At 55.8% G+C, this 19,060-nt stretch carries 22 protein-coding genes; 9 read left to right on the forward strand and 13 right to left on the reverse strand.

Going from position 1 to position 19,060, the window contains the following annotated elements:
* Positions 1–3 precede the first annotated feature (3 nt).
* The 5 genes from BC777_RS13120 to BC777_RS13140 are packed head-to-tail and all read left to right on the forward strand — an operon-like array spanning position 4 to position 4,177.
* Entirely contained in the window at positions 4–1,017 is a 1,014-nt protein-coding gene (locus BC777_RS13120) for a formamidase (RefSeq protein WP_100368614.1), read from the forward strand.
* A complete protein-coding gene (gene biuH, locus BC777_RS13125) occupies positions 1,014–1,688 on the forward strand; it encodes a biuret amidohydrolase (RefSeq protein WP_100368615.1) in 675 nt (224 codons plus the stop codon). The genes BC777_RS13120 and biuH overlap by 4 nt, the downstream gene beginning before the upstream one ends.
* Positions 1,685–3,184: an ABC transporter ATP-binding protein gene (locus tag BC777_RS13130; RefSeq protein WP_100368616.1), complete on the forward strand. Its 1,500-nt coding sequence runs from the start codon at positions 1,685–1,687 to the stop codon at positions 3,182–3,184. Before biuH ends, BC777_RS13130 begins: the two co-directional genes overlap by 4 nt.
* On the forward strand, positions 3,184–3,852 hold the full coding sequence (locus BC777_RS13135) for a cysteine hydrolase family protein (protein WP_100368617.1): 669 nt from the start codon (positions 3,184–3,186) through the stop codon (positions 3,850–3,852). The genes BC777_RS13130 and BC777_RS13135 overlap by 1 nt, the downstream gene beginning before the upstream one ends.
* On the forward strand, positions 3,845–4,177 hold the full coding sequence (locus BC777_RS13140; protein WP_100368618.1) for a cupin domain-containing protein: 333 nt from the start codon (positions 3,845–3,847) through the stop codon (positions 4,175–4,177). Before BC777_RS13135 ends, BC777_RS13140 begins: the two co-directional genes overlap by 8 nt.
* A gap of 7 nt (positions 4,178–4,184) precedes the next feature.
* Here the strand turns inward: BC777_RS13140 and BC777_RS13145 are convergent, their stop codons facing one another.
* Complete coding sequence (locus tag BC777_RS13145) at positions 4,185–4,970, reverse strand: MBL fold metallo-hydrolase (RefSeq protein WP_168769161.1); 786 nt, start codon at positions 4,968–4,970, stop codon at positions 4,185–4,187.
* A 314-nt stretch (positions 4,971–5,284) separates the two neighbouring features.
* Between BC777_RS13145 and speB the strand changes: the two genes are divergently transcribed.
* Together speB and BC777_RS13155 are read left to right on the forward strand one after the other, a co-directional pair.
* Positions 5,285–6,241 (forward strand): agmatinase, encoded by a 957-nt coding sequence (gene speB / locus BC777_RS13150; RefSeq protein ID WP_245834357.1) that lies wholly within the window; start codon positions 5,285–5,287, stop codon positions 6,239–6,241.
* A gap of 13 nt (positions 6,242–6,254) precedes the next feature.
* On the forward strand, positions 6,255–7,364 hold the full coding sequence (locus BC777_RS13155) for an S-methyl thiohydantoin desulfurase family protein (protein WP_100368855.1): 1,110 nt from the start codon (positions 6,255–6,257) through the stop codon (positions 7,362–7,364).
* Here the strand turns inward: BC777_RS13155 and BC777_RS13160 are convergent.
* From BC777_RS13160 to BC777_RS13185, 6 genes are read right to left on the reverse strand one after another with little or no spacing between them, the layout of a single operon-like run.
* A complete protein-coding gene (locus BC777_RS13160; RefSeq protein ID WP_100368620.1) occupies positions 7,361–8,092 on the reverse strand; it encodes a hypothetical protein in 732 nt (243 codons plus the stop codon). The two genes, BC777_RS13155 and BC777_RS13160, sit on opposite strands and share 4 nt — an antisense overlap.
* Positions 8,089–8,706: a cysteine hydrolase family protein gene (locus BC777_RS13165; RefSeq protein ID WP_168769162.1), complete on the reverse strand. Its 618-nt coding sequence runs from the start codon at positions 8,704–8,706 to the stop codon at positions 8,089–8,091. The genes BC777_RS13160 and BC777_RS13165 overlap by 4 nt, the downstream gene beginning before the upstream one ends.
* A 19-nt stretch (positions 8,707–8,725) precedes the next feature.
* Entirely contained in the window at positions 8,726–9,523 is a 798-nt protein-coding gene (locus BC777_RS13170; RefSeq protein WP_100368621.1) for an ABC transporter permease, read from the reverse strand.
* A complete protein-coding gene (locus tag BC777_RS13175) occupies positions 9,523–10,503 on the reverse strand; it encodes an ABC transporter permease (protein ID WP_100368622.1) in 981 nt (326 codons plus the stop codon). Before BC777_RS13175 ends, BC777_RS13170 begins: the two co-directional genes overlap by 1 nt.
* On the reverse strand, positions 10,500–11,549 hold the full coding sequence (locus BC777_RS13180; RefSeq protein ID WP_100368623.1) for an ABC transporter ATP-binding protein: 1,050 nt from the start codon (positions 11,547–11,549) through the stop codon (positions 10,500–10,502). Before BC777_RS13180 ends, BC777_RS13175 begins: the two co-directional genes overlap by 4 nt.
* Positions 11,550–11,555: 6 nt before the next feature.
* Positions 11,556–12,617 carry an ABC transporter substrate-binding protein gene (locus tag BC777_RS13185; protein ID WP_168769163.1) on the reverse strand — a complete coding sequence of 354 codons (1,062 nt, stop codon included), beginning with the start codon at positions 12,615–12,617 and terminating at the stop codon, positions 11,556–11,558.
* Between the two features lie 258 nt (positions 12,618–12,875).
* Here BC777_RS13185 and BC777_RS13190 point away from each other — a divergent pair, with 258 nt between their 5' ends.
* Together BC777_RS13190 and BC777_RS13195 are read left to right on the forward strand one after the other, a co-directional pair.
* Positions 12,876–13,946 (forward strand): isopenicillin N synthase family dioxygenase, encoded by a 1,071-nt coding sequence (locus BC777_RS13190; RefSeq protein ID WP_100368625.1) that lies wholly within the window; start codon positions 12,876–12,878, stop codon positions 13,944–13,946.
* Position 13,947: 1 nt separating this feature from the next.
* A complete protein-coding gene (locus BC777_RS13195; RefSeq protein WP_100368626.1) occupies positions 13,948–14,403 on the forward strand; it encodes a hypothetical protein in 456 nt (151 codons plus the stop codon).
* A 98-nt stretch (positions 14,404–14,501) separates the two neighbouring features.
* On the opposite strand, the gene BC777_RS19385 is transcribed toward BC777_RS13195, so the two are convergent.
* From BC777_RS19385 to BC777_RS13220, 6 genes are read right to left on the reverse strand one after another with little or no spacing between them, the layout of a single operon-like run.
* On the reverse strand, positions 14,502–14,666 hold the full coding sequence (locus tag BC777_RS19385) for a hypothetical protein (RefSeq protein WP_168769164.1): 165 nt from the start codon (positions 14,664–14,666) through the stop codon (positions 14,502–14,504).
* Positions 14,663–15,103: a hypothetical protein gene (locus tag BC777_RS13200; protein WP_100368627.1), complete on the reverse strand. Its 441-nt coding sequence runs from the start codon at positions 15,101–15,103 to the stop codon at positions 14,663–14,665. The genes BC777_RS19385 and BC777_RS13200 overlap by 4 nt, the downstream gene beginning before the upstream one ends.
* Entirely contained in the window at positions 15,093–16,337 is a 1,245-nt protein-coding gene (locus BC777_RS13205; protein WP_100368628.1) for an agmatinase family protein, read from the reverse strand. Before BC777_RS13205 ends, BC777_RS13200 begins: the two co-directional genes overlap by 11 nt.
* Positions 16,315–17,085: an ATP-binding cassette domain-containing protein gene (locus tag BC777_RS13210; RefSeq protein ID WP_100368629.1), complete on the reverse strand. Its 771-nt coding sequence runs from the start codon at positions 17,083–17,085 to the stop codon at positions 16,315–16,317. Before BC777_RS13210 ends, BC777_RS13205 begins: the two co-directional genes overlap by 23 nt.
* Positions 17,082–17,894, reverse strand: a complete 813-nt coding sequence (locus BC777_RS13215) for an ABC transporter permease (RefSeq protein WP_100368630.1) — start codon at positions 17,892–17,894, stop codon at positions 17,082–17,084. Before BC777_RS13215 ends, BC777_RS13210 begins: the two co-directional genes overlap by 4 nt.
* Positions 17,895–17,934: 40 nt before the next feature.
* Positions 17,935–18,981, reverse strand: coding sequence for a putative urea ABC transporter substrate-binding protein (locus BC777_RS13220; protein ID WP_100368631.1), 1,047 nt, complete (start codon positions 18,979–18,981; stop codon positions 17,935–17,937).
* Positions 18,982–19,060 lie beyond the last annotated feature (79 nt).

Below are 19,060 nucleotides of genomic sequence, written 5' to 3' on the forward strand. Positions count from 1 at the left end.
GACATGAATGGTCTTGGAGGTCTGAACAAATCCCCCAATGGTGTGGTCATCGGTCTGGTGCAACTCAAACTGCCCACCGTCGTCACGCCAGATGATCTGGCCGCCCAAACGGCCCGCATCGTTGAGATGACAGCAAAGGCACGGCGTAACATGGGCACGATGGATCTTGTCGTGTTTCCAGAATATGCGCTGCACGGCCTGTCGATGGACATCAATCCCGACATCATGTGCACCATGGACGGCCCCGAAGTTGCGGCTTTCAAGCAAGCCTGCATCGACAACGACATTTGGGGGTGCTTTTCGATCATGGAAAAGAACCCCGGCGGCATGCCTTGGAATACCGGGCTGATTATCGACAATATGGGCGAGGTCAAACTCTACTATCGCAAGATGCACCCGTGGGTCCCGGTCGAACCTTGGGCCCCCGGCGATGGCGGCATTCCGGTGATCGAGGGGCCAAAGGGGTGCAAACTGTCGCTCATCATCTGCCATGACGGCATGTTCCCCGAAATGGCACGTGAGGCGGCCTATAAAGGGGCGGAGATCATGCTGCGCACGGCGGGCTACACCGCACCGATCCGCGACAGCTGGAAATTCACCAATCAATCCAACGCGTTTTGTAACCTGATGGTCACGGCCAATGTCTGCATGTGCGGCACGGACGGCACCTTTGACAGTATGGGCGAAGGAATGATCTGCAACTTTGACGGCAGCATTATTGCGCATGGGACATCTGGCCGCGCGGATGAGATCATCACCGCCGAAGTCCGCCCTGATCTTGTCCGCGAAGCGCGGATCAACTGGGGGGTTGAGAACAATATCTACCAATTCGGCCATCGCGGTTATGTCGCCGTCAAAGGCGGCGCGCAGGATTGCCCCTACACCTACATGACCGATCTGGCTGCTGGGCAATATCGCCTGCCATGGGAGGATGAAGTCAAAACCACCGACGGCACAGACTTTGGCTTTCCCGCACCAACCGTCCTCTTCAAAACAACACCTGAGGCCGCCGAATGACCATTCAAGCCGACCCCTACGTCTGGCCCTACAACGGCGATCTGCGCCCAGAGAACACGGCGCTAATCATCATCGACATGCAAACCGATTTTTGCGGCACCGGTGGCTACGTGGACAAAATGGGTTACGACCTGTCCATGACCCAAGCCCCAATTGCGCCGATTAAGGCGGTGCTCACAACAATGCGCGCCAAAGGCTACCACATCATCCACACGCGTGAAGGCCACCGCACCGATCTGGCCGACCTGCCCGCCAACAAGCGCTGGCGCAGCCAACAGATTGGCGCAGGCATTGGGGATCCCGGACCTTGCGGTAAAATCCTTGTACGCGGTGAGGCAGGTTGGGACATCATCCCCGAGCTTTACCCAATTGACGGCGAACCCATCATTGATAAGCCCGGCAAGGGCAGTTTCTACGCAACCGATCTGGAAATGATCCTGCGCACGCGGCGGATCGACAATCTCATCCTGACGGGCATCACCACAGATGTCTGCGTTTCCACGACAATGCGTGAAGGCAATGACCGGGGCTTTGAATGCCTCATCCTGTCTGATTGTTGCGGGGCAACAGACAAAGGTAACCATGACGCAGCACTCAAGATGGTCACCATGCAAGGCGGCGTCTTTGGGGCCGTCAGCGATAGCGAAACGCTGCTGAGCCAGCTGCCATGACCCAAGGCGCAATCGGTGTTGAAACGCTGCATATGACGATGAGATTTGGGGCTTTCACGGCACTGGACGATTGTTCGATCCATATCAAGCCCGGCAGTTTTCACGCGCTGCTAGGCGAAAATGGCGCAGGCAAGTCCACGCTCGTTAAATGCATGATGGGGTTTTACCCCGCAACATCGGGCGAAATGCTCGTGGACCGCAAAGAAGCCCGCATCGACGATCCCAAAGCCGCCCACGCGCTTGGCCTTGGGATGGTCTATCAACACTTTACCTTGGTGCCTTCGCTGACCGTTGCAGAAAATCTGGTGATCAGCCGCGAAGACGCGCCTTCCGTGATCGACTGGCGTGCCGAGCGTGCTGCGCTGCGAACCTTTATGGAGAAAATGCCCTTCCGGGTGCCTCTGGATCGACCGGTCAGCGCCTTGGCGGCGGGCGAAAAGCAAAAGCTGGAAATCCTCAAGCAGCTTTACCTTGGACGGCGTTTTCTGATCCTTGATGAGCCTACCTCGGTTCTGACGCCAGATGAGGCTGACGAAGTACTGGGCCATGTCCGCAAGCTTTGCGCGGATGGTGCGATCTCGGTCCTGATGATCACCCATAAATTCCGCGAAGTGACGGCCTATGCGGATGAAGTCTCGGTCCTGCGTCGAGGTAAACTGGTGGGCAGTGGCAAGGTTAGCGACCTTAGTCACGCCGATATGGCCGCAATGATGATGGGCGACGCCACCTTGGCCACGGCCGCCGAACGCACCGGCGATGCTGGCGCGCCGATTTTGCAGCTTCAACAGGCACGTGCGAAAGACCGGTCCGGTCTCAAAGACATCGAAATTACGAATCTCACGGTGCATGCAGGCGAAATCGTCGGGATTGCAGGCATCTCTGGCAATGGCCAAATGGAGCTGATGGAAGTCCTGACCGGACAGCGGCCACTGGAAGGCGGTACAATCCGCGTCAAAGGCGCGCCATACGGTGCCACACGGCAAGAGGCCCAGACCCACAGCGTCCGCTATCTGCCTGAGGAGCCTTTGCAAAACGCCTGCGCGCCGCGCATGTCCGTGGCCGAAAATATCGCCTTTCGCAACTTTGATGGCGCGGGCTTTTGGCTGTCGCCGCGTAAGATGCGCGACCATGCAAACGATCTTGTCGCCGCTTTCAAAGTCAAAACAGCCTCGATCAACAGCCCCATGCAATCCTTATCGGGGGGCAATGTGCAGCGCGCGGTTCTGGCGCGGGAATTATCGGGCGCGGTTGATCTACTCATTATCTCCAACCCCTGCTTTGGCCTTGATTTTTCAGCCGTCAGCGAAATCCGTGCGCGCATCATGACCGCACGCAATAGCAACACGGCGGTGTTGCTTATGTCCGAAGACCTTGATGAAATCATGGAATTGGCGGACCGGGTGATGGTCATGTCCGAAGGGCGCATCGCCTATGATACGCCGATTGCACAGGCGGATATCGCCACTATTGGCCATCACATGGGGGGGCATGCCTGATGGTGCAGATTGCAACCGCCCGACCCTTTGTGTTCGATTTTGATCCCAAGACAACCGCTCTCATCGTGATTGACATGCAACGAGACTTTATCGAGCCGGGTGGCTTTGGGGAAACGCTTGGTAATGATGTGTCGCTGCTACAAGCGATTGTGCCAACGACCGCCAAACTACTGGCACTTTGCCGCGCCCATGGTTTGCCCGTTATTCACACCCGCGAATGCCACAAACCCGATCTTTCCGACCTGCCAGATGCCAAGCGTGACCGGGGCCAACCCAGCCTGCGGATCGGTGATCCGGGGCCGATGGGCCGCATCTTGGTCGCTGGCGAAGACGGGGCCGATATCATTCCGCAGGTCTATCCGATTGCAGATGAGCTGGTGATCGACAAACCCGGCAAAGGTGCATTCTACGCGACAAGCCTTGCCGATCATCTGGCACAACGCGGCATAAAGACCCTGATATTTGCCGGGGTCACAACCGAAGTCTGCGTGCAAACCACGATGCGCGAGGCAAATGATCGCGGCTTTGAGTGCCTGCTGATCGAAGACGCCACCGAAAGCTATTTTCCCGCCTTCAAGACCGCGACGCTCGATATGATCCGCGCGCAAGGCGCCATTGTGGGCTGGACAGCAACCTACGCAGAGTTAGCGGCAGCATTCAATGATTGACCCCTTAGTCGTCAGCGATGTGATCAATACTTGGCAGGATCTGCCTTTCGCGCCCTTTCGCGAAGGCGTTGAGGTGCATTACATTAAAGAAGGGTCGCCAGCTTTGGCCATCTTGCGGTACGCGCCGGGTGCCATGGTTCCGCTGCACTTGCACACGGGGCTGGAAACGATCCTTGTTCTCGAAGGAAGCCAGTCGGATGAACGCGGCGACTATCCGAAAGGATCGCTTGTTCTGAACGCCGAAGGCACGTCACATTCGGTCTGGTCCGAGACAGGCTGCGCCGTATTGATCCAATGGGAACGACCCGTCAAAATTCTGGAATGATGGGCAGTTAGGTGCTCCAGATCGCCTCGTATTTTGCGATAATCTCATGCATGCGCACTGACCCAAAGCTTGGGTCATGCCCACCATGCACCATAGAAACGTCTAACGCCTTCAGCTTTTCAAAAGTCTTTAGATAGTCAGGAACGCTCATCCCCGGGCCTTCATAGATGAGGGGGCCATCATAGATGGCGTCGGCTCCAAACAGCACGCCGGATGACGCTTCAAAAAGCCCAATGCCGCCCGGAGAGTGACCCGGAAGATGCAATACAGAATACTGATGATTGCCCAAATCAACCACGTCACCTTCGTTAAGCAAACCGGTCGCGGGCGCGCCGCGCAAAACATAGGATTTCGGATCGTATCCGGCAAAGGGCAATGCGTCGATCAGCAGTTCGTCAATCGGCGGGTAGCCTGCATCAAGGAAGGTCTGCAAAAGCGACGCGGGGATATCGTCACGATAAAGCGACGACAGTCCGGAGGGGCTTGCCATTTCATCAGCTTCGGCCGGATGGACAAGGCGTGTCTCAAACTCATGCACGCAGCCGATATGATCAATATGGGTATGCGATGACACGCAGATGATGTCTTTGTCCGGGTTGGATCTGAACGTATCAAGGTAGGGTTTCAAGGGAACAATTCCCATGCCCGTGTCGAGGATCATATCGCGTTCGCTGCCTTCAACCAAAAACATGTTGGCCTGTTCGAGCACATGCACATGCGGCTCCAAAATCAGCGTTGTATCATCGTCGATTTTCGTCGAGGTGTACCACTGTGTAGCAATAGGAAGTGTCATCTTGTTTCTTCGCTCCTTGCGCTTTTCCTGTGCCGCCAGTGACCCAAATGCGGGCGTTGATGGCATCTTGGAGCGCAACACATTGCTCTGCCAGCGTTTTGAGTGTTTGGGCAGTAATCCAATAAAACAACGCGGCAGGTCAGGCACTAAGTGCAAAATTTAGGCACCTTTGGTACCCGAGTCATACGTCTGACGCGTTGTTTAACTGTGCAGGCTCTATTTTCACTGACCAACGGTGGAACTGATCCAAGTTTTGGTCTCAGATCAGAATGAGAAACTAAGGCCCTTTGGCCATCACTGGGAAGGACAGTGCATTGGAATTCAAATCGCCCGCGAAGCCGAACCAATTGGCGCCTCGCTTTACAGAAATCGCCACCTTTATGCGGGTGCCCATCGCGCAGACTTTGGAAGAGGCCGACATCGGGATGTTCGGCATCCCATATGATGGCGCGCTAACAAACCGCCCCGGCACACGTCACGGACCGCGTGAAGTACGCAATCAATCCAGCCTGATGCGGGCCGTCAACCACGCCACCCGGATCAACCCGTTTGAACTGGCACAGATCAGGGATATGGGCGATGTACCTTTCACCCGCATGTTTGAGGTCGAGGCGAGCCACAAAGAAATTGAGGCCTTCGCCAATATGCTAATTGAGGCAGAGGTGATGCCCTTTGCGATTGGCGGCGATCATTCGATCAGTTTACCGCTGCTGCGCGCCATTGCAAAAGAACCCATTGCTTTGATCCATATTGATGCACACGCAGACACAACCGACAGCTTTCAGGGGTCCAAGTTCAACCATGGCGCCCCATTCCGCCGGGCAGTAGAGGAAGGGCTGATTGATCCAACAAAGACCATCCAGATCGGCATTCGCGGCACACAAAATACGTCGGATGGTTGGGATTTTTCCGCAGCTTCAGGCATGCGTGTCGTGTTCTGCGAAGAGTTTCATGAAAAAGGGCCTGCCGCGATTGCAGCAGAGGCGAGAGCGCTAGTGGGCGATATGCCCGTCTATCTGACCTATGATATCGACAGTCTTGATCCGGTTTATGCGCCGGGGACAGGGACGCCTGAGATTGGTGGCATGACCACACATCAGGCGCAGATATTGCTGCGCGGTTTGCGCGACCTGAACTATGTCGGCGCAGATCTTGTCGAAGTCTCCCCACCTTTTGACGTTGGGGATGTCACGTCGCTTGCTGGGGCTGCACTTGCCTATGAAATCCTGTGCCTGCTCGCGGAAGTTCACCAAAAGAGGGCGTTTGAATGATGCATGTGCAGGCATGAAAACCCTCACTCGACATGACCTTCTTGATATTTTGATGGGCTGCGCAATTCTAGGTACCGGCGGCGGCGGCGACATGGCCGAAGGGATCGGCCTGATCGATGATGCCTTGGCTAAGGGCAAGACGTTCGACATGGTCACCCTGGACGACGCGCCGCCCGACGCACTGATCTGCACGCCCTACATGCTGGGGGCGATATCGGCACTACCGTCCGAGGAAGAAGCGGCCTATGCCCGCCTGCCACGGATCGACGGACCGGCCATCCTTTTGGCCTATGCGCGGTTTCAGGAATATCTGGGGCAAGAATTCTATGGAACGGTGTGCTGCGAGCTGGGTGGCTCAAACACAGCCGTGGCCTTTTATGCGGCCGCTATGTCCGGGCATATGATCATCGACGCTGACCCTGCAGGGCGCGCCGTGCCAGAGATCACCCATTCCACCTATTACATCAATGACCTGCCAGCCGCACCCATCGTGCTCGCCAATGAATTTGGAGAAGTGATGCTGCTGGAAAACATCCACGATGACCTGAGGGCCGAGGCCATCGTCCGTGCCCTTTCCGTGGTCAGCCGCAACGATATTGCTGCAATCGATCATGCGCTGCCGGTGCGGGATGTCCGTGATGCGATTATTCCCGGCACAATCACGCTGGCGCAAACCATGGGACGTGCGCATCGCAAGGCGCGCGCGGAGGGCCAAGACGCGGCTGAGGCGGTGGCCCAGACAGGGGGTGGCGCTGTGATGTTTCGCGGTATGATCAGCGATTGCGACTGGCGGACGGAAGGCGGGTTTACCTTGGGGTCTATCACGATCCTTGGCAGTGATGAATATCCGGGCAAAACTTACCGCATCAGCCTGAAAAACGAAAACATGGTTGGCTGGCTGGACGGCGTGGTACACGCGACCATTCCCGATCTGATCTGTCTTATGGATATGCAAACCGGCATGCCGATTTCAAACCCCGATTATGCGAAGGGCATGCAAGTGGCCGTTGTGATCCTTCCGGCCCCCAGTCAGTTCACCACTGCGCGCGGGCTGGCGGCCTTTGGTCCGGCTTATGTGGGGCTTAATCAGCCGTTTCGGTCACCGCTGTCACCGGCGGACTAGTCCCCATTGACCTGAAGTCGCTTCGCGCTTTGTGCCCCATCAAAGCCTTGGCTGTGCCAATACAGATCATCGCCGCGCTCTAGCACCACCTGCCCCTCCTGAAACGGGTTGGTTGCTAGCATTGCGATCCCTGATGCCCCGTCCCACGTCCCCAGCACATATTCGCTCGCGAAATGCTGCTGCAATGCTGGAAACTCTGCTGTGCTTCTGTCCAGCTTGGCAATCAAATCACCGGTCGTTCCAAGCGGTTTGGGGCCGATGCCTAGCAAGAAGCTTTCCTCATTTTCGATCAGCACCCCGGTCATTGCATCGCAGCTAACCTGCGCGCCGCGTAGAGGCGATTGAGAGGCGAGCTGCCAAAGTTCACGGTACTCTGCCAAAACGCCGTCTTCGATCAACCCACCGGTCTTATCAAATGACATCAGCCCGATATCTGCCTGCCCCGGAACCCCGTGCCAATTGATCTGGCGGTGCCATGTGCATTGGCTGTCTGCAACGGTAATGTGGCCCGCAAACCCTTCGGCATCCATCAGATTTCGCAGAGATGATTGATCCAAATCTGCCAAACAGGACAGACCTGTCAGGTCCGGCCGTTCCAATGGAATTCGCAAATCCGCGAACAGTGCTCCGGCCTGCAACCAGTGCACGCGGGTCGTGGCATCCTCAAACCCAGGCGCCTTGATCCAGTCCCGTTTCCAATGGCCTTGCAGATGGTCTTGCGTAATCAAGCGGCGTGCCGTTTGTGGCTACTCATCCCAGCGATCAGGTCCGCGCTTGGAAGGACTGCACCAGTTTGCAAATACTCCATCGCATTGAGCGAAGCATCGTGTGCCGTCTGCGATGAACCTGCGACACAATCCTTCGCGACACGGCAGTAATAATCGCTCTGATGTGCGTCGGCGAATGTGTAATGCACGCACACATCGGTAAGGCAGCCAACCAGGATAAGTGTCTCAGCCTTCAGACCCCTCAACAATATCTCAAACTCGGTCCCGAAAAAGCACGAATAGCGACGCTTATGGATAAAGTAATCAGTCTCACGCATACCCATCTCTTCGGCGGCAACCGGCGTGCCTGGGTTGCCTTCGAGGCAATGAACATCTTCGGAACCGTCCAATTCGCGCCCATAGTCGATCATATCTTTGCGGTGGATTTCCTGAAAAAAGATCACCGGAATGTCGTTATCGTGAGCCGCATCCACCATTGTGCGCGCACGCTTTTGGTTCTCAAAGAAATTCGGCATATGCGGGATGCCGTTATCATAGTCGCGCATGAAGGCAGATTTCTGAATATCAACGACGATCAACACAGGGTTTCCGACGATCATGGGTTGCTTGGGCATGGTTTCAGGGTCTTTCGCACTAATTTTTGGATTGATCTGCGCCCATCAGGCGCGGCAGGTCACCCCAGCGGGCGACCGCAGCAAAGACAAGGATAGAAACCACAAGGAAAGTGATCGCGGCCACAGCCATTGTGGGCGTATATCCATTGCGCAGAGAGTTGAAGATTTGCAGCGTGACCGTCGCATATGACGATGCCGAGACAAAGAAGATCACGATGAATTCGTTGAACGACAGCACCAGCACAAAGAAGAACCCAGAAATCGTGTAAGGTATGGTTTGCGGCAGAACGACTGTGCGAAAGGCGATTTGTTCCGTCGCACCCATGGTCGCAGCCGCGTCCAGATGCGACCGGTCGATGGATTGTAATCCAATCGAGATCGTCACCAAAGGTAATGCCATCAGCAAGATTGCATGGCTGACCACCCCTGACCAGACATGCCCCAAACCGCCGGTAAACGCCCAAAAAAATCCAAGCCCCACGCCGATGACAATCGGTGGCACCGCAAAAGGCAAAGACCCAAGACCTGCAAGCACCTTGGACAGTTTCGACCCCGACGACCACAGTAAATAGGCAACAGGCCAAGCGATCAAGACGGCCAATGTTGCGGCCCCGAAGGCAACGATGATCGAATTGGCCAGCGCGTTGGTCCAGACCGGTTCTGAGACAAAGAACTCGCCGAAGCGCGCCAATGTCGGGTCTCGTGGTGGGAAGAACATGCTTCGCCCCCCATTCAGTGCGGCGCCGCATACAACGACAATGGGCAAGGCCAAGACAAGCGCGGCAAGCGCGATGAAGATATGTCCGCCTATCCGCATCAGCGCGCCTCGGCTTTACGGTTTAGCAGGTGACCGAAGTACAGGCAGATGCTCGCCGAAATCAGCAGGATTACCGCCTGCGCCGATCCAAAAGGTGCGTTCAGGTTTGATCCGCGAATGTTGGAATAGATCGCCACCGCTGTGGTTTGTTTGTCCGGCGTCGCGAAGACGCTGATGGTGACATAGCTTCCCAATAAGAAGACGAATAACAGCAAAGTTGTTCCCATCAATGGCAAGCGGATCGAGGGGAGCGTCACGGTCCGGGTGACCGTCCAGCGGCTTGCACCCATAGTGCGCGCGGCCTCTGACAATGATGGGTCAAGCCGGGACAAGGCCGGGTACAGCAGGATCACCGCATAGGGCCAGACAAGATAGCTCATCGTGAGGATCGTTGCGAATTCGGACGGTTTGAATTTCACGTTGCGCGGGTTGGCCAGACCGATATCTCGCAGGGATTGGAACCATCCCACATCCTTTAGCCATTGGGTCGTGCCAGTGACCTGAAACAGCTTTGGCAAGCCCGAATTGTTCGACAACAAAATGTCCCAGCCCATGACGATAAACACCTCTGACATCGACAAAGACGACAGGATGAATACCAACCAGATCGCTTGGGTGCTGCGTTTGAGCCGAGTGAGCAACAACGTAAACGGCAGAGCCGTTAGCACGGCAAGAACCGAGGCGATGATTGCGAAGTAGAACGAGTATCCCAGTTGTTGCAGGTAGAGAAACGTGACTTCATCCGGCCAAAGAGTCCCGACAAAAAACCTTTGATAGTTCTCAAAGCTAAAGCCCCATACCCATGCAGCCCCCTCAACCTTGCGACCAAAGGAAATCACGATCACCAGTATGAACGGGACCACGCAGAAGACCACCATCAAGGCACTCAGCACGCCGTAAAGCGCGCCTTTTCGCGTTAGCCCGCGCGTGGCTTTCGCAGGGCTGTCTGCTGCGACATCAATATCTTCGGCCACGGTCATGCCGCTGTGCGCGGGTAGACCCGCAACGCATCAGCAGGCAAGTGCACCAACGTCTTATCACCTGCCGTCAGTTTCTGTTCGTCGGACCCGGCGGCATATTCAACGATGATCGGGCCAATATCGGTGGTCAAATGGTATTCCCGCACGGGGCCAAGATCGCGCACAAATCCGACAACCGCCGGAATACGGTTTTGTCCGGGTTCCCTCGCAAGGCAGGCGCTTTCAGGTCGAATTGCAAGTCGCACTGGGCTGTCAGGAGCAAAATTCGCGGGCGTCTCCAAGGCTTGCGATCCAATCATGACGCCTCCGGACTTATACAAACCATCAAAGAAATTCGCCTTGCCGATGAAATCAGCGACAAAGGCATTTGTTGGTCTGTGGTAAATCTCTTGTGGCGGCGCGACTTGTTCAACACGCCCATTCGACATGACAACAATAGTGTCAGCCATCGTCATCGCTTCGCGCTGATCATGGGTGACGACGATTGTCGTGATCCCCAGGCGTTGCTGCAAAAGGCGCAGTTCGACCTGCATATCTTCGCGCAATTTGGCATCCAAAGCGGACATCGGCTCGTCCAGCAGGAATACCTGAGGTTCTTGCGCCAAGGCCCGAGCAATCGCCACGCGCTGACGCTGCCCACCTGACAGTTCACCAACGCGGCGATCGCCAAAACCATTCAGTTGCACAGTGGCTAGCAAACTCTCGGCTTTTTCCAGCGCTGTCGGCTTCGGCATTCCCCCGATGATCAACGAGTACGCAACATTTTCGCGCACGGTATAATGGGGAAACAGGGCAAAGCTTTGGAACACCATCCCAAATTTACGCTTATGGGCGGGCAGATCAGTGATATCGTCATCGCCCAGCTTAATCTGGCCGCGGGTCGGATTTTCCAAACCGGCAATCATACGCAAAAGCGTCGTCTTCCCGCAACCCGACGGCCCAAGCAGGGCGGTCAATTGCCCTTTGGCAAAGGTCAGATCAGTGGGTTCAACTGCGCGGGTGTTTCCAAACGTCTTGGAAACACCCGACAGGATCAAGCCAGACATGGGCGCTTAGGCTTCCGCCAACATCTTGTCCCAGCTTTCCTTGATGAAGGTCTCATTATCAAGATAGGCCTCATAGGCCGGCTTGATTGATGGAGAGCCCGAGACAAAGGCGAACTCTTCATCAGTCAGGTCGGTTGCGGATTGATCTACCAAAGGCGCCGTCCCGATGTTGCGGCTCATCAATGCTTGGGTTGCCGGATCGCAAGAGAAATCCATGAATTCCGCCGCTTCTTCCGATTTTTCTGAACCCTCGGACAAGCACCAAGATCCGTAATCCTGCAGGTTCCCTTCCTTGGGGAAGGTCGGCTGAATCGGGAAACCGTCAGAGGCCATCAGATTGGCCACATCGAGATAGTACTGACCGCCGATCACATCGCCATTCTTCATACCTTGTTCCATCTGGCTTTCAGCATTCCACCACAGCGTCACATTCGGCTTGATCTCACGGACTTTGTCGATAATCGCCAAAATGCCGTCATCTGACATCATCGTCGCTTCACCTTCAAAGAAAGTAGCAGAGGTAATATCCAGCAGTCCCGAAGAATATACGTTGCTCAGGCCAAGCGAAGCTTCGAACGTATCCGTGTCCCAGAAGTCAGCCCAACTTGCAGGGGTCTCGACCTCATTGGGGTTGAACACCAACGCAGTGAACCATGACATCGCGCCAACACCCTGCGGACCTTCGGGACCTTCGAAGATGAAATAACTATCCAGATTGCTGGCATTCCCGATCGCAGACACGTTCAGCGGCGCAATCAAGCCACCGATGCGGCTGGCCTTGATCATCTGCTGACGCCCATACAAAGAGATATCGGTCGGCACTGTGCCCGCAGAGGCAGCCTGCTGCATCGTGACCAGCCAGTCGGCAGAGTTAGGCTGCGTTACGCTTTCGACTTCTATCCCTGTGGCTGCGGTAAACTCTGGGTAGACGAATGACTTGAAGCTATCCTCGAAGTAACCGCCATACGAACCAACTTTCAGGCTTCGGCTTTGCGCGATCAACGGTGTTGCCAAGCTTGATGCAGCGACGCTGGCCGCGCCTGATTTCAGAAGTGTACGTCTGTTCATTTTTAACATTGGTTTCCCTTTCGGCGCGCTGAGGCGCCTTCCCATTTAACTTCACCCTTCCCGAGGCGTCTTATAGAAATGATTGCGCGCGCAGAGCAGATTTTGGTCAATGGAAGTGATCGAAATCTATCAAACGGCGCTGGCAGCTGATTAAAATTAGAGCATTCAAGCAGTTTGGATATCTTTTCTTAGTCGAAAGGGAGTCGTCTTAACCAAGTACTATCGCATGCTGTTTGCGCACTCAGAATTGGGAAAATCATGTCGGAAACTCAGGAACTCAAAGCGCTCACCGTGGATGATGCCACGCTACCGGTCATCGATCTATCGGGGCTTTTCTCTGACAACCCGGACCACAAGGCGGAGGTGGCCCGCGCCCTTGGCGTTGCTGCACGCACGTCGGGGTTCTTTTATATCACAGGGCATGGTGTTTCGCAGACGCTCATGGACGCAGCCTTCGCAGCCTCTAAGCAGTTTCACGAAATGCCACGTAGCTTCAAAATGAAGTACTGGTCCGGCTTCACCACAAACCACCGAGGCTACGTACCGTTTGAGGAAAATGGAACAAAGTTCCCCAAGATCATCAACTTCAATGAAGCCTGGGATATGTCTTTTGAGGCGCCCGCCGATCATCCCGACTATATTGCTGGGTGGCGGATGACCGGCCCGAATGTCTGGCCGGATCTGCCCGGATGGAAGGACACTATTTCGGGGTATTATGATGGCATCTTCAATCTTGGACTGCGAATGCTCGACGCCTTGGCACTAGAGCTTGGCGTCCCCGCAGAAGACCTGACACGTCATATCACATGCCCCACGTCCCAACTCCGTCTTCTGAGGTACATCGAAAACGATATGCCACAGACAAAGGATGTGACCGGTATCTCGGCTCACTCGGATTTCGAATGTTTCACTATCCTAATGCAAGGCGCTCCCGGCCTGCAGGTGATGAACGCAGACGACGTCTGGATCGAGGCGCCGCCGATACCGGGCACTTTCATCGTCAATATTGGCGACATCTTTGAGACATGGTCAGGTGGCCAGTTTAAGTCGACGCAGCATCGGGTCGTGAACACAGGAAAAGAGCGCTATTCGATGCCGTTGTTCTTCGGACTAGACTATGACGCCGTCGTTGAACCGTTGGAAAAGTTCCGTACGCCGGAAACTATTGCCAAGTATCCGCCAATGAAGGCGGGCGAGCATCTGATGCGCATGTCCGTGAACACATTCCGCTATATGGCAGATGCAAAGGCTAACGGCGTTTTCACACCAGATTATGAGGTGTTGGAAGAAAGCCCCTTCGCCCGCGAAGCCAAAGAGCCCGCATCATAGCATGTTGCCGCATCCTGATTTTGAAGCTTTGGATGTGCCAACATCCATCGCGTTGAGTGATTATCAGCTTGGTGTGCTGACGGCAGCGGATGTCGAGACAGATTTCGAGGCGGTCACCCGCTCTCAATCCGTGCTGCAGGGCCTGTTCGGCCCGGATTGGCCAGAGGGGCTTACCTTTCAGGACAACTTGATTGACCTACACTGGCATCACCGCGAATTCACCGCCAAACGGTCCTACGCTTGGGTGATCAGAAATCGCTCCGGGGCCTATTTGGGCTGCGCTTACCTCTTCCCCAAGATTGGGGGACGCGGCAGTTGCGACGCGGCCTATTGGATGGCGGATGCACCTGAACGACTATCGCATCTCGCGGCCTTTGGCCCTCATTTTGAGGCGTGGCTGACCGCGCTTCTGCCAGAGTCGCTCTTAATCAGCTTCAAGAGCAATGCACATCTTTGATGTCTGCAGACATTTGCCTGAACATTCTAACGGAGACGATACGCTGATCAAAAAGCGCACTCATGAACCACGCTTTTCAACAGTGCGCATCGCCCGGATCATTTGCGCCGCCAATTGCGCCAGAATGCGGCCGCCGCCCCCGAGGCGACGACCGCGAACCAGATCATTGAAGGCAACGCCGTTGTAGCCACAACAACTTCGTGATGTGCAAAGGTCGGCGTTGCAGCGAATAGGGTTACTATCGTGATGATCAAAGCTCTCATGTGTGGCCCTCCGCTGCGGCAGGGTGGTTTTGCAAAAAACTACGTAGATCGGTGACGTGTTTCGCGTCGAGCGACACATAGACAAAGCCCAGGTTCGTTCGCTCTGTCACCATGTCGCCGGGATAGGGCAGATAACTGAGTTCACGAGATCCAAAAGATGGGCTGGCTGTGCCGACTTGCCATTCAGTGGTCAGCGTTACATCCACCAACTTCATCGATGCCCCTCCATTGGGGCAATCGATCTCCAATGGAACACCAGCTATCCGTAGGTACGCCATCTTGTCCTTGGCCCCGATAAACCCGTCGATGAATTGGGTTGTCAGGACCAGTAGCTCTTCGGCCTTATCTGCATCAGGCATATGGCTGTGCAGATGGTCAGGATGGTCGTGGTTGTGTCCGATATGGCCGATGTGACCGTTCACGATATCATGTGGCATTGGACCACCGCTTTCCTTCAAATTCCCCATGCGGGATCTTGACCGGCTTATCCATATGCCGCTTGTGCGCGCCCATTTTGCCTGATGAAACAAGCGATCCCAGGACGTCGACGATCACCCGTGTACCCATGAGGGCGGTGATTTCGGATTGATCATAGGGTGGCGCGACTTCGACCAGTTCCATCCCGCAAATACCTTCGGCAGCAACCTTGGACACCAGACCCAAGGCTTCACGCGGCAGGAACCCACCGGGCTCCGGCCAGCCTGTGCCTGGGACAAAGCCACAGTCAATGCTGTCGATGTCAAAGGACAGATACACCATGTCCACACCGTCCCACGCCATCTCAAGCGCCATTTCGGCCGTCTTATCGATGCCCATCTTTTCCATGTCACCCATGGTAATGATGTTGGTTTCGCGGTCCCGCGCGACCTTCACCGCGTCGCGGGGTACTTGCCAGCCACCGATACCTACCTGCACAAGGTTTTTGGCGGGCACGTTTTCCATGTTGGTTGCATGAAACCAGGGGGTCGTATGCATCCGCTCATCAAGGTCTTTTTCCTGAATATCCGCATGGCGGTCGAAATGGATAATCCCGATTTTCTTGGACGTACATTCTGCAATCCCGCGCACGCAAGGGAAGCCAATGGAGTGATCTCCGCCGATCATAATCGGCAATGACCCAGACGAGGCCACGTGGTTCACCGCTCGGCTGATCTGGTCAAAGGTCTTTTCGATATTGGCGGGGATCGTGAACACATCGCCCGCGTCACATAGCGTCATTTGTTCACGCAGATCGACGGCCATTTCGTAGTTGTAGGGGGTATAAAGCGCACTGATCTTACGTACCCCCTGCGGGCCAAAACGGGTGCCTGCGCGATAGGTCGTGCCGCCATCAAAGGGGATACCAAGAACGGTCGCGTCGTAGTCACCAACCTCGGTCACGTCTTCGGCGTAGGGGGCCTTCAGGAACGTATTGATGCCCGCGTAATGGGGCAGCTCGCCCCGCGCAAAGGTCGGGATGGATTTGTCTTCGATGCTATCAGCGCCGGTGAGCCCCATACGCAGCGCCCATTTGCGTTCTTCAGCCCAACCGCTGCCCGGCAGATCGGCTTCATCCTGCATGGCTTTCCAGCCGCGCAGCTTGGTCAGGTCGGGGTGGTGATGGCGGCGTTCATCGTGCCAGTGATCAACCGGGTTGTGGGATCGCGATCTATCCGTTGTCCTGCAAAACATGGGTGTCCTCCTTGAGTGTTTGGAAAGGTATGCCGCCGTCGCGGGCGTCAAAGTCGTAGGTGATTGTGGCCCCGTTCAGGCTTGGGTCTTGGGGGTCCCAGCGTGGCTTGTCGAAGACAAGCACGCGGTCACCCAGCTTGAAGGCTTCCTCCAGATCATGGGTGACCATAAAGACGGTCATGCCTGTTTCGGCGCGCAGATCGCGCAGGAAATCATGCATTGCCAGCCGGGTGCCCGGATCAAGCGCACCAAAAGGTTCGTCCAGCAGCAAGATGCGTGGTTTTGCTGCAAGCGCCTGCCCGATGGCCAAGCGTTGTTGCATACCGCCTGACAGCGTCGCAGGATATTGATCCGCCACATGATCCAGCCCGCAGCGGGCAAGTGTTTCATCTGCACGCGTGCGCGCGGCTTTCAAATCAGCCCCAAAGAACCGCCCCCAAGGGCGCCGCAGGCTTTCGCCCGCAACCACATTTTCGCGGACCGTCATATGCGGGAAGACAGAATAACGTTGAAAGACAACGCCGCGATCCAGCCCCGGTTCGACTGCTGGCGGGGCGCCGGCGATGCGTACTTCGCCGCGCGTTGGGTTTTCCTGCGCCAAAAGAAGACGCAGAAAGGTGGATTTTCCGCAGCCAGAGGCCCCCACGATTGAGATAAACTCGCCTTCATCCACGCTGACATTGACCTGCTCAATGATGGGCCTGCGCCCGTAGGATTGAAACACGTCAGTGACGGTGACAAAGCTCATAGCCCCTCCTCCGCCCATGGGAATAACTTGCGCGACATAGCCCGCAGCGTCCAATCCATCAGGAAGGCCAGGATGGTGATCCAAATGACGTAGGTCAGGATCACATCCATCGCCAGATACCGGCGCACAAGAAAGATGCGGTAACCAAGGCCAAGATCGGCGGCGATTGCCTCGGCGGCGATCAAGAACAGCCATGCGGGGCCAAGGGACAAGCGAACCGCTTGGATAAGGCGCGGCATCACTTGGGGCAATGCAACCCGCAGGGTGATCACCCAGCTTGATGCGCCCAGCGTTTGCGCTTTGACCAGCAATTCTTGGGGTACTTCAATGGTGCGTTGGGACAAGTCACGGATGATGAATGGCAAGGTGCCGATGACGATCAGGACGACTTTGGATAATTCGCCCAACCCGAAAACAATGAAGAGGATCGGCAGCAATGCCAGCGGCGGGATCATTGATAAAACGGCAACGAATTGTGCCAGAAAGCTCCGGGCCAGCGGCAAGAGCCCAATCATCAATCCAATGACCAATCCAAGGCTCGCAGATATACCGATACCAAGCGCCAACCGCTTCAAACTGGCCCATGTATCGTGCCAGAACAAGATGCGTCCGCTCCGCCTGTCGCCTTCAGTGGTCAAACGCACCGCTGTGTCCCAGATTGTGCTGGGCGCCGGCAACAGTTTATCAGACGGGTTCGCGGTCAGCCGGATGTCCGACCCAATCGCGTAGGCAATAAACACCAGCACAAAAGGCAAGACTGTCAAGAAGACCGCAAGCGGGCGGCTGGGCTTTATGTTGATTGCACGCATGGGGGAATTACCTGCCGCGAGGTCGCGGCAGGCCTTTCACTTACAGGGCGCCGTCAGCTGCCATTTGCATGTAGGTCGTGTCGAAGCGGAACGTGACGTTGTTTGCATCACCGGTGATCGTTCCATCGGGGTATTCGACGCCTACGAAATCGGCCGATGGCGCGCCCTCGCCCAAGATCCCCTTATCGAACAGGAATTCCGCAACATTGGTCATTGTCTCTGGCAATTCTGTCCCAGATGTAAAGGCGATGGCGTCTGCCGGGGTGAAGAACATCTCGGTCGAGCCGAGCTGAGCTTGATATCCCGCCAAATCGGTACCGGACGCTTCGGCCATCGCTGTCAGCACCTCTTCATCGCCCGCAGCCATCAGGCCCATGACCTCGTACCAGGCCCCCACCAGCGCTTTGCCGAAATCAGGGTTGGCGGCCAGCGTTTCGGTGTTCACAACCATCAGGTCAATAATTTCGCCGGGGATGTTGGAGCTATCGAATAGTTTTTTGGCGTTGGGCTCTTCCAGAATGGCCGATACCAGCGGATTCCATGTCACGACGGCCTCAACATCATCGGCCGCAAAGGCCGCGATCATATCAGCATCCGAGGTATTGATGACCCCGTCTAAATCCGCCTCTGACAGGTCAACACTGTCCAATGCGCGGGCCAGCAAGTAATGCGACACCGACAGCTCCACCAAATTGACAGGCTTGCCTGCAAGGCTGGCCAGATCGCCGTCGCCCTTGATGATCACAGCGTCATTGCCGTTGGAATAGTCACCCACGATCAGCGCGGTGGTATCAACGCCGCCACCTGACGGGATCGACAATGTGTCCATGCTGGTCGCGGTGACGCCATCAAACGCACCGGCGGTATATTGGTTGATGGACTCCACATAGTCGTTGATCTGCACGATCTCGACATCAATGCCGTATTGATCGGCCCATTTGTCCATGATGCCGCTATCTTCCAAATAGCCCCACGGCATCCAACCCACATAGATCGACCATGCGACACGGAACTCCGTTTTTTCTTGTGCGGTTACGCCTGTCGCAAGGCACAAGGCCATCGCCGTCATTGTCAAAAGGTTCTTCATCTCTCGGTCCCATCGTTGTTTCACAAATGGAATGACCGCGTGGAGGGCATAGCGGAGCGCGGGTCAAACCTGCGCAGTA

Source organism: Yoonia maricola (assembly GCF_002797915.1).
GTDB lineage: Bacteria > Pseudomonadota > Alphaproteobacteria > Rhodobacterales > Rhodobacteraceae > Yoonia > Yoonia maricola.

Coding starts and splice junctions, on each gene's coding strand:
- BC777_RS13120 (WP_100368614.1), top strand. CDS start 4: ATGAATGGTCTTGGAGGTCTGAACAAATCCCCCAATGGTGTGGTCATC.
- biuH (WP_100368615.1), top strand. CDS start 1,014: ATGACCATTCAAGCCGACCCCTACGTCTGGCCCTACAACGGCGATCTG.
- BC777_RS13130 (WP_100368616.1), top strand. CDS start 1,685: ATGACCCAAGGCGCAATCGGTGTTGAAACGCTGCATATGACGATGAGA.
- BC777_RS13135 (WP_100368617.1), top strand. CDS start 3,184: ATGGTGCAGATTGCAACCGCCCGACCCTTTGTGTTCGATTTTGATCCC.
- BC777_RS13140 (WP_100368618.1), top strand. CDS start 3,845: ATGATTGACCCCTTAGTCGTCAGCGATGTGATCAATACTTGGCAGGAT.
- BC777_RS13145 (WP_168769161.1), bottom strand. CDS start 4,970: ATGACACTTCCTATTGCTACACAGTGGTACACCTCGACGAAAATCGAC.
- BC777_RS13155 (WP_100368855.1), top strand. CDS start 6,255: ATGAAAACCCTCACTCGACATGACCTTCTTGATATTTTGATGGGCTGC.
- BC777_RS13165 (WP_168769162.1), bottom strand. CDS start 8,706: ATGCCCAAGCAACCCATGATCGTCGGAAACCCTGTGTTGATCGTCGTT.
- BC777_RS13170 (WP_100368621.1), bottom strand. CDS start 9,523: ATGCGGATAGGCGGACATATCTTCATCGCGCTTGCCGCGCTTGTCTTG.
- BC777_RS13175 (WP_100368622.1), bottom strand. CDS start 10,503: ATGACCGTGGCCGAAGATATTGATGTCGCAGCAGACAGCCCTGCGAAA.
- BC777_RS13180 (WP_100368623.1), bottom strand. CDS start 11,549: ATGTCTGGCTTGATCCTGTCGGGTGTTTCCAAGACGTTTGGAAACACC.
- BC777_RS13185 (WP_168769163.1), bottom strand. CDS start 12,617: ATGAACAGACGTACACTTCTGAAATCAGGCGCGGCCAGCGTCGCTGCA.
- BC777_RS13190 (WP_100368625.1), top strand. CDS start 12,876: ATGTCGGAAACTCAGGAACTCAAAGCGCTCACCGTGGATGATGCCACG.
- BC777_RS13195 (WP_100368626.1), top strand. CDS start 13,948: ATGTTGCCGCATCCTGATTTTGAAGCTTTGGATGTGCCAACATCCATC.
- BC777_RS19385 (WP_168769164.1), bottom strand. CDS start 14,666: ATGAGAGCTTTGATCATCACGATAGTAACCCTATTCGCTGCAACGCCG.
- BC777_RS13200 (WP_100368627.1), bottom strand. CDS start 15,103: ATGCCACATGATATCGTGAACGGTCACATCGGCCATATCGGACACAAC.
- BC777_RS13205 (WP_100368628.1), bottom strand. CDS start 16,337: ATGTTTTGCAGGACAACGGATAGATCGCGATCCCACAACCCGGTTGAT.
- BC777_RS13210 (WP_100368629.1), bottom strand. CDS start 17,085: ATGAGCTTTGTCACCGTCACTGACGTGTTTCAATCCTACGGGCGCAGG.
- BC777_RS13215 (WP_100368630.1), bottom strand. CDS start 17,894: ATGCGTGCAATCAACATAAAGCCCAGCCGCCCGCTTGCGGTCTTCTTG.
- BC777_RS13220 (WP_100368631.1), bottom strand. CDS start 18,981: ATGAAGAACCTTTTGACAATGACGGCGATGGCCTTGTGCCTTGCGACA.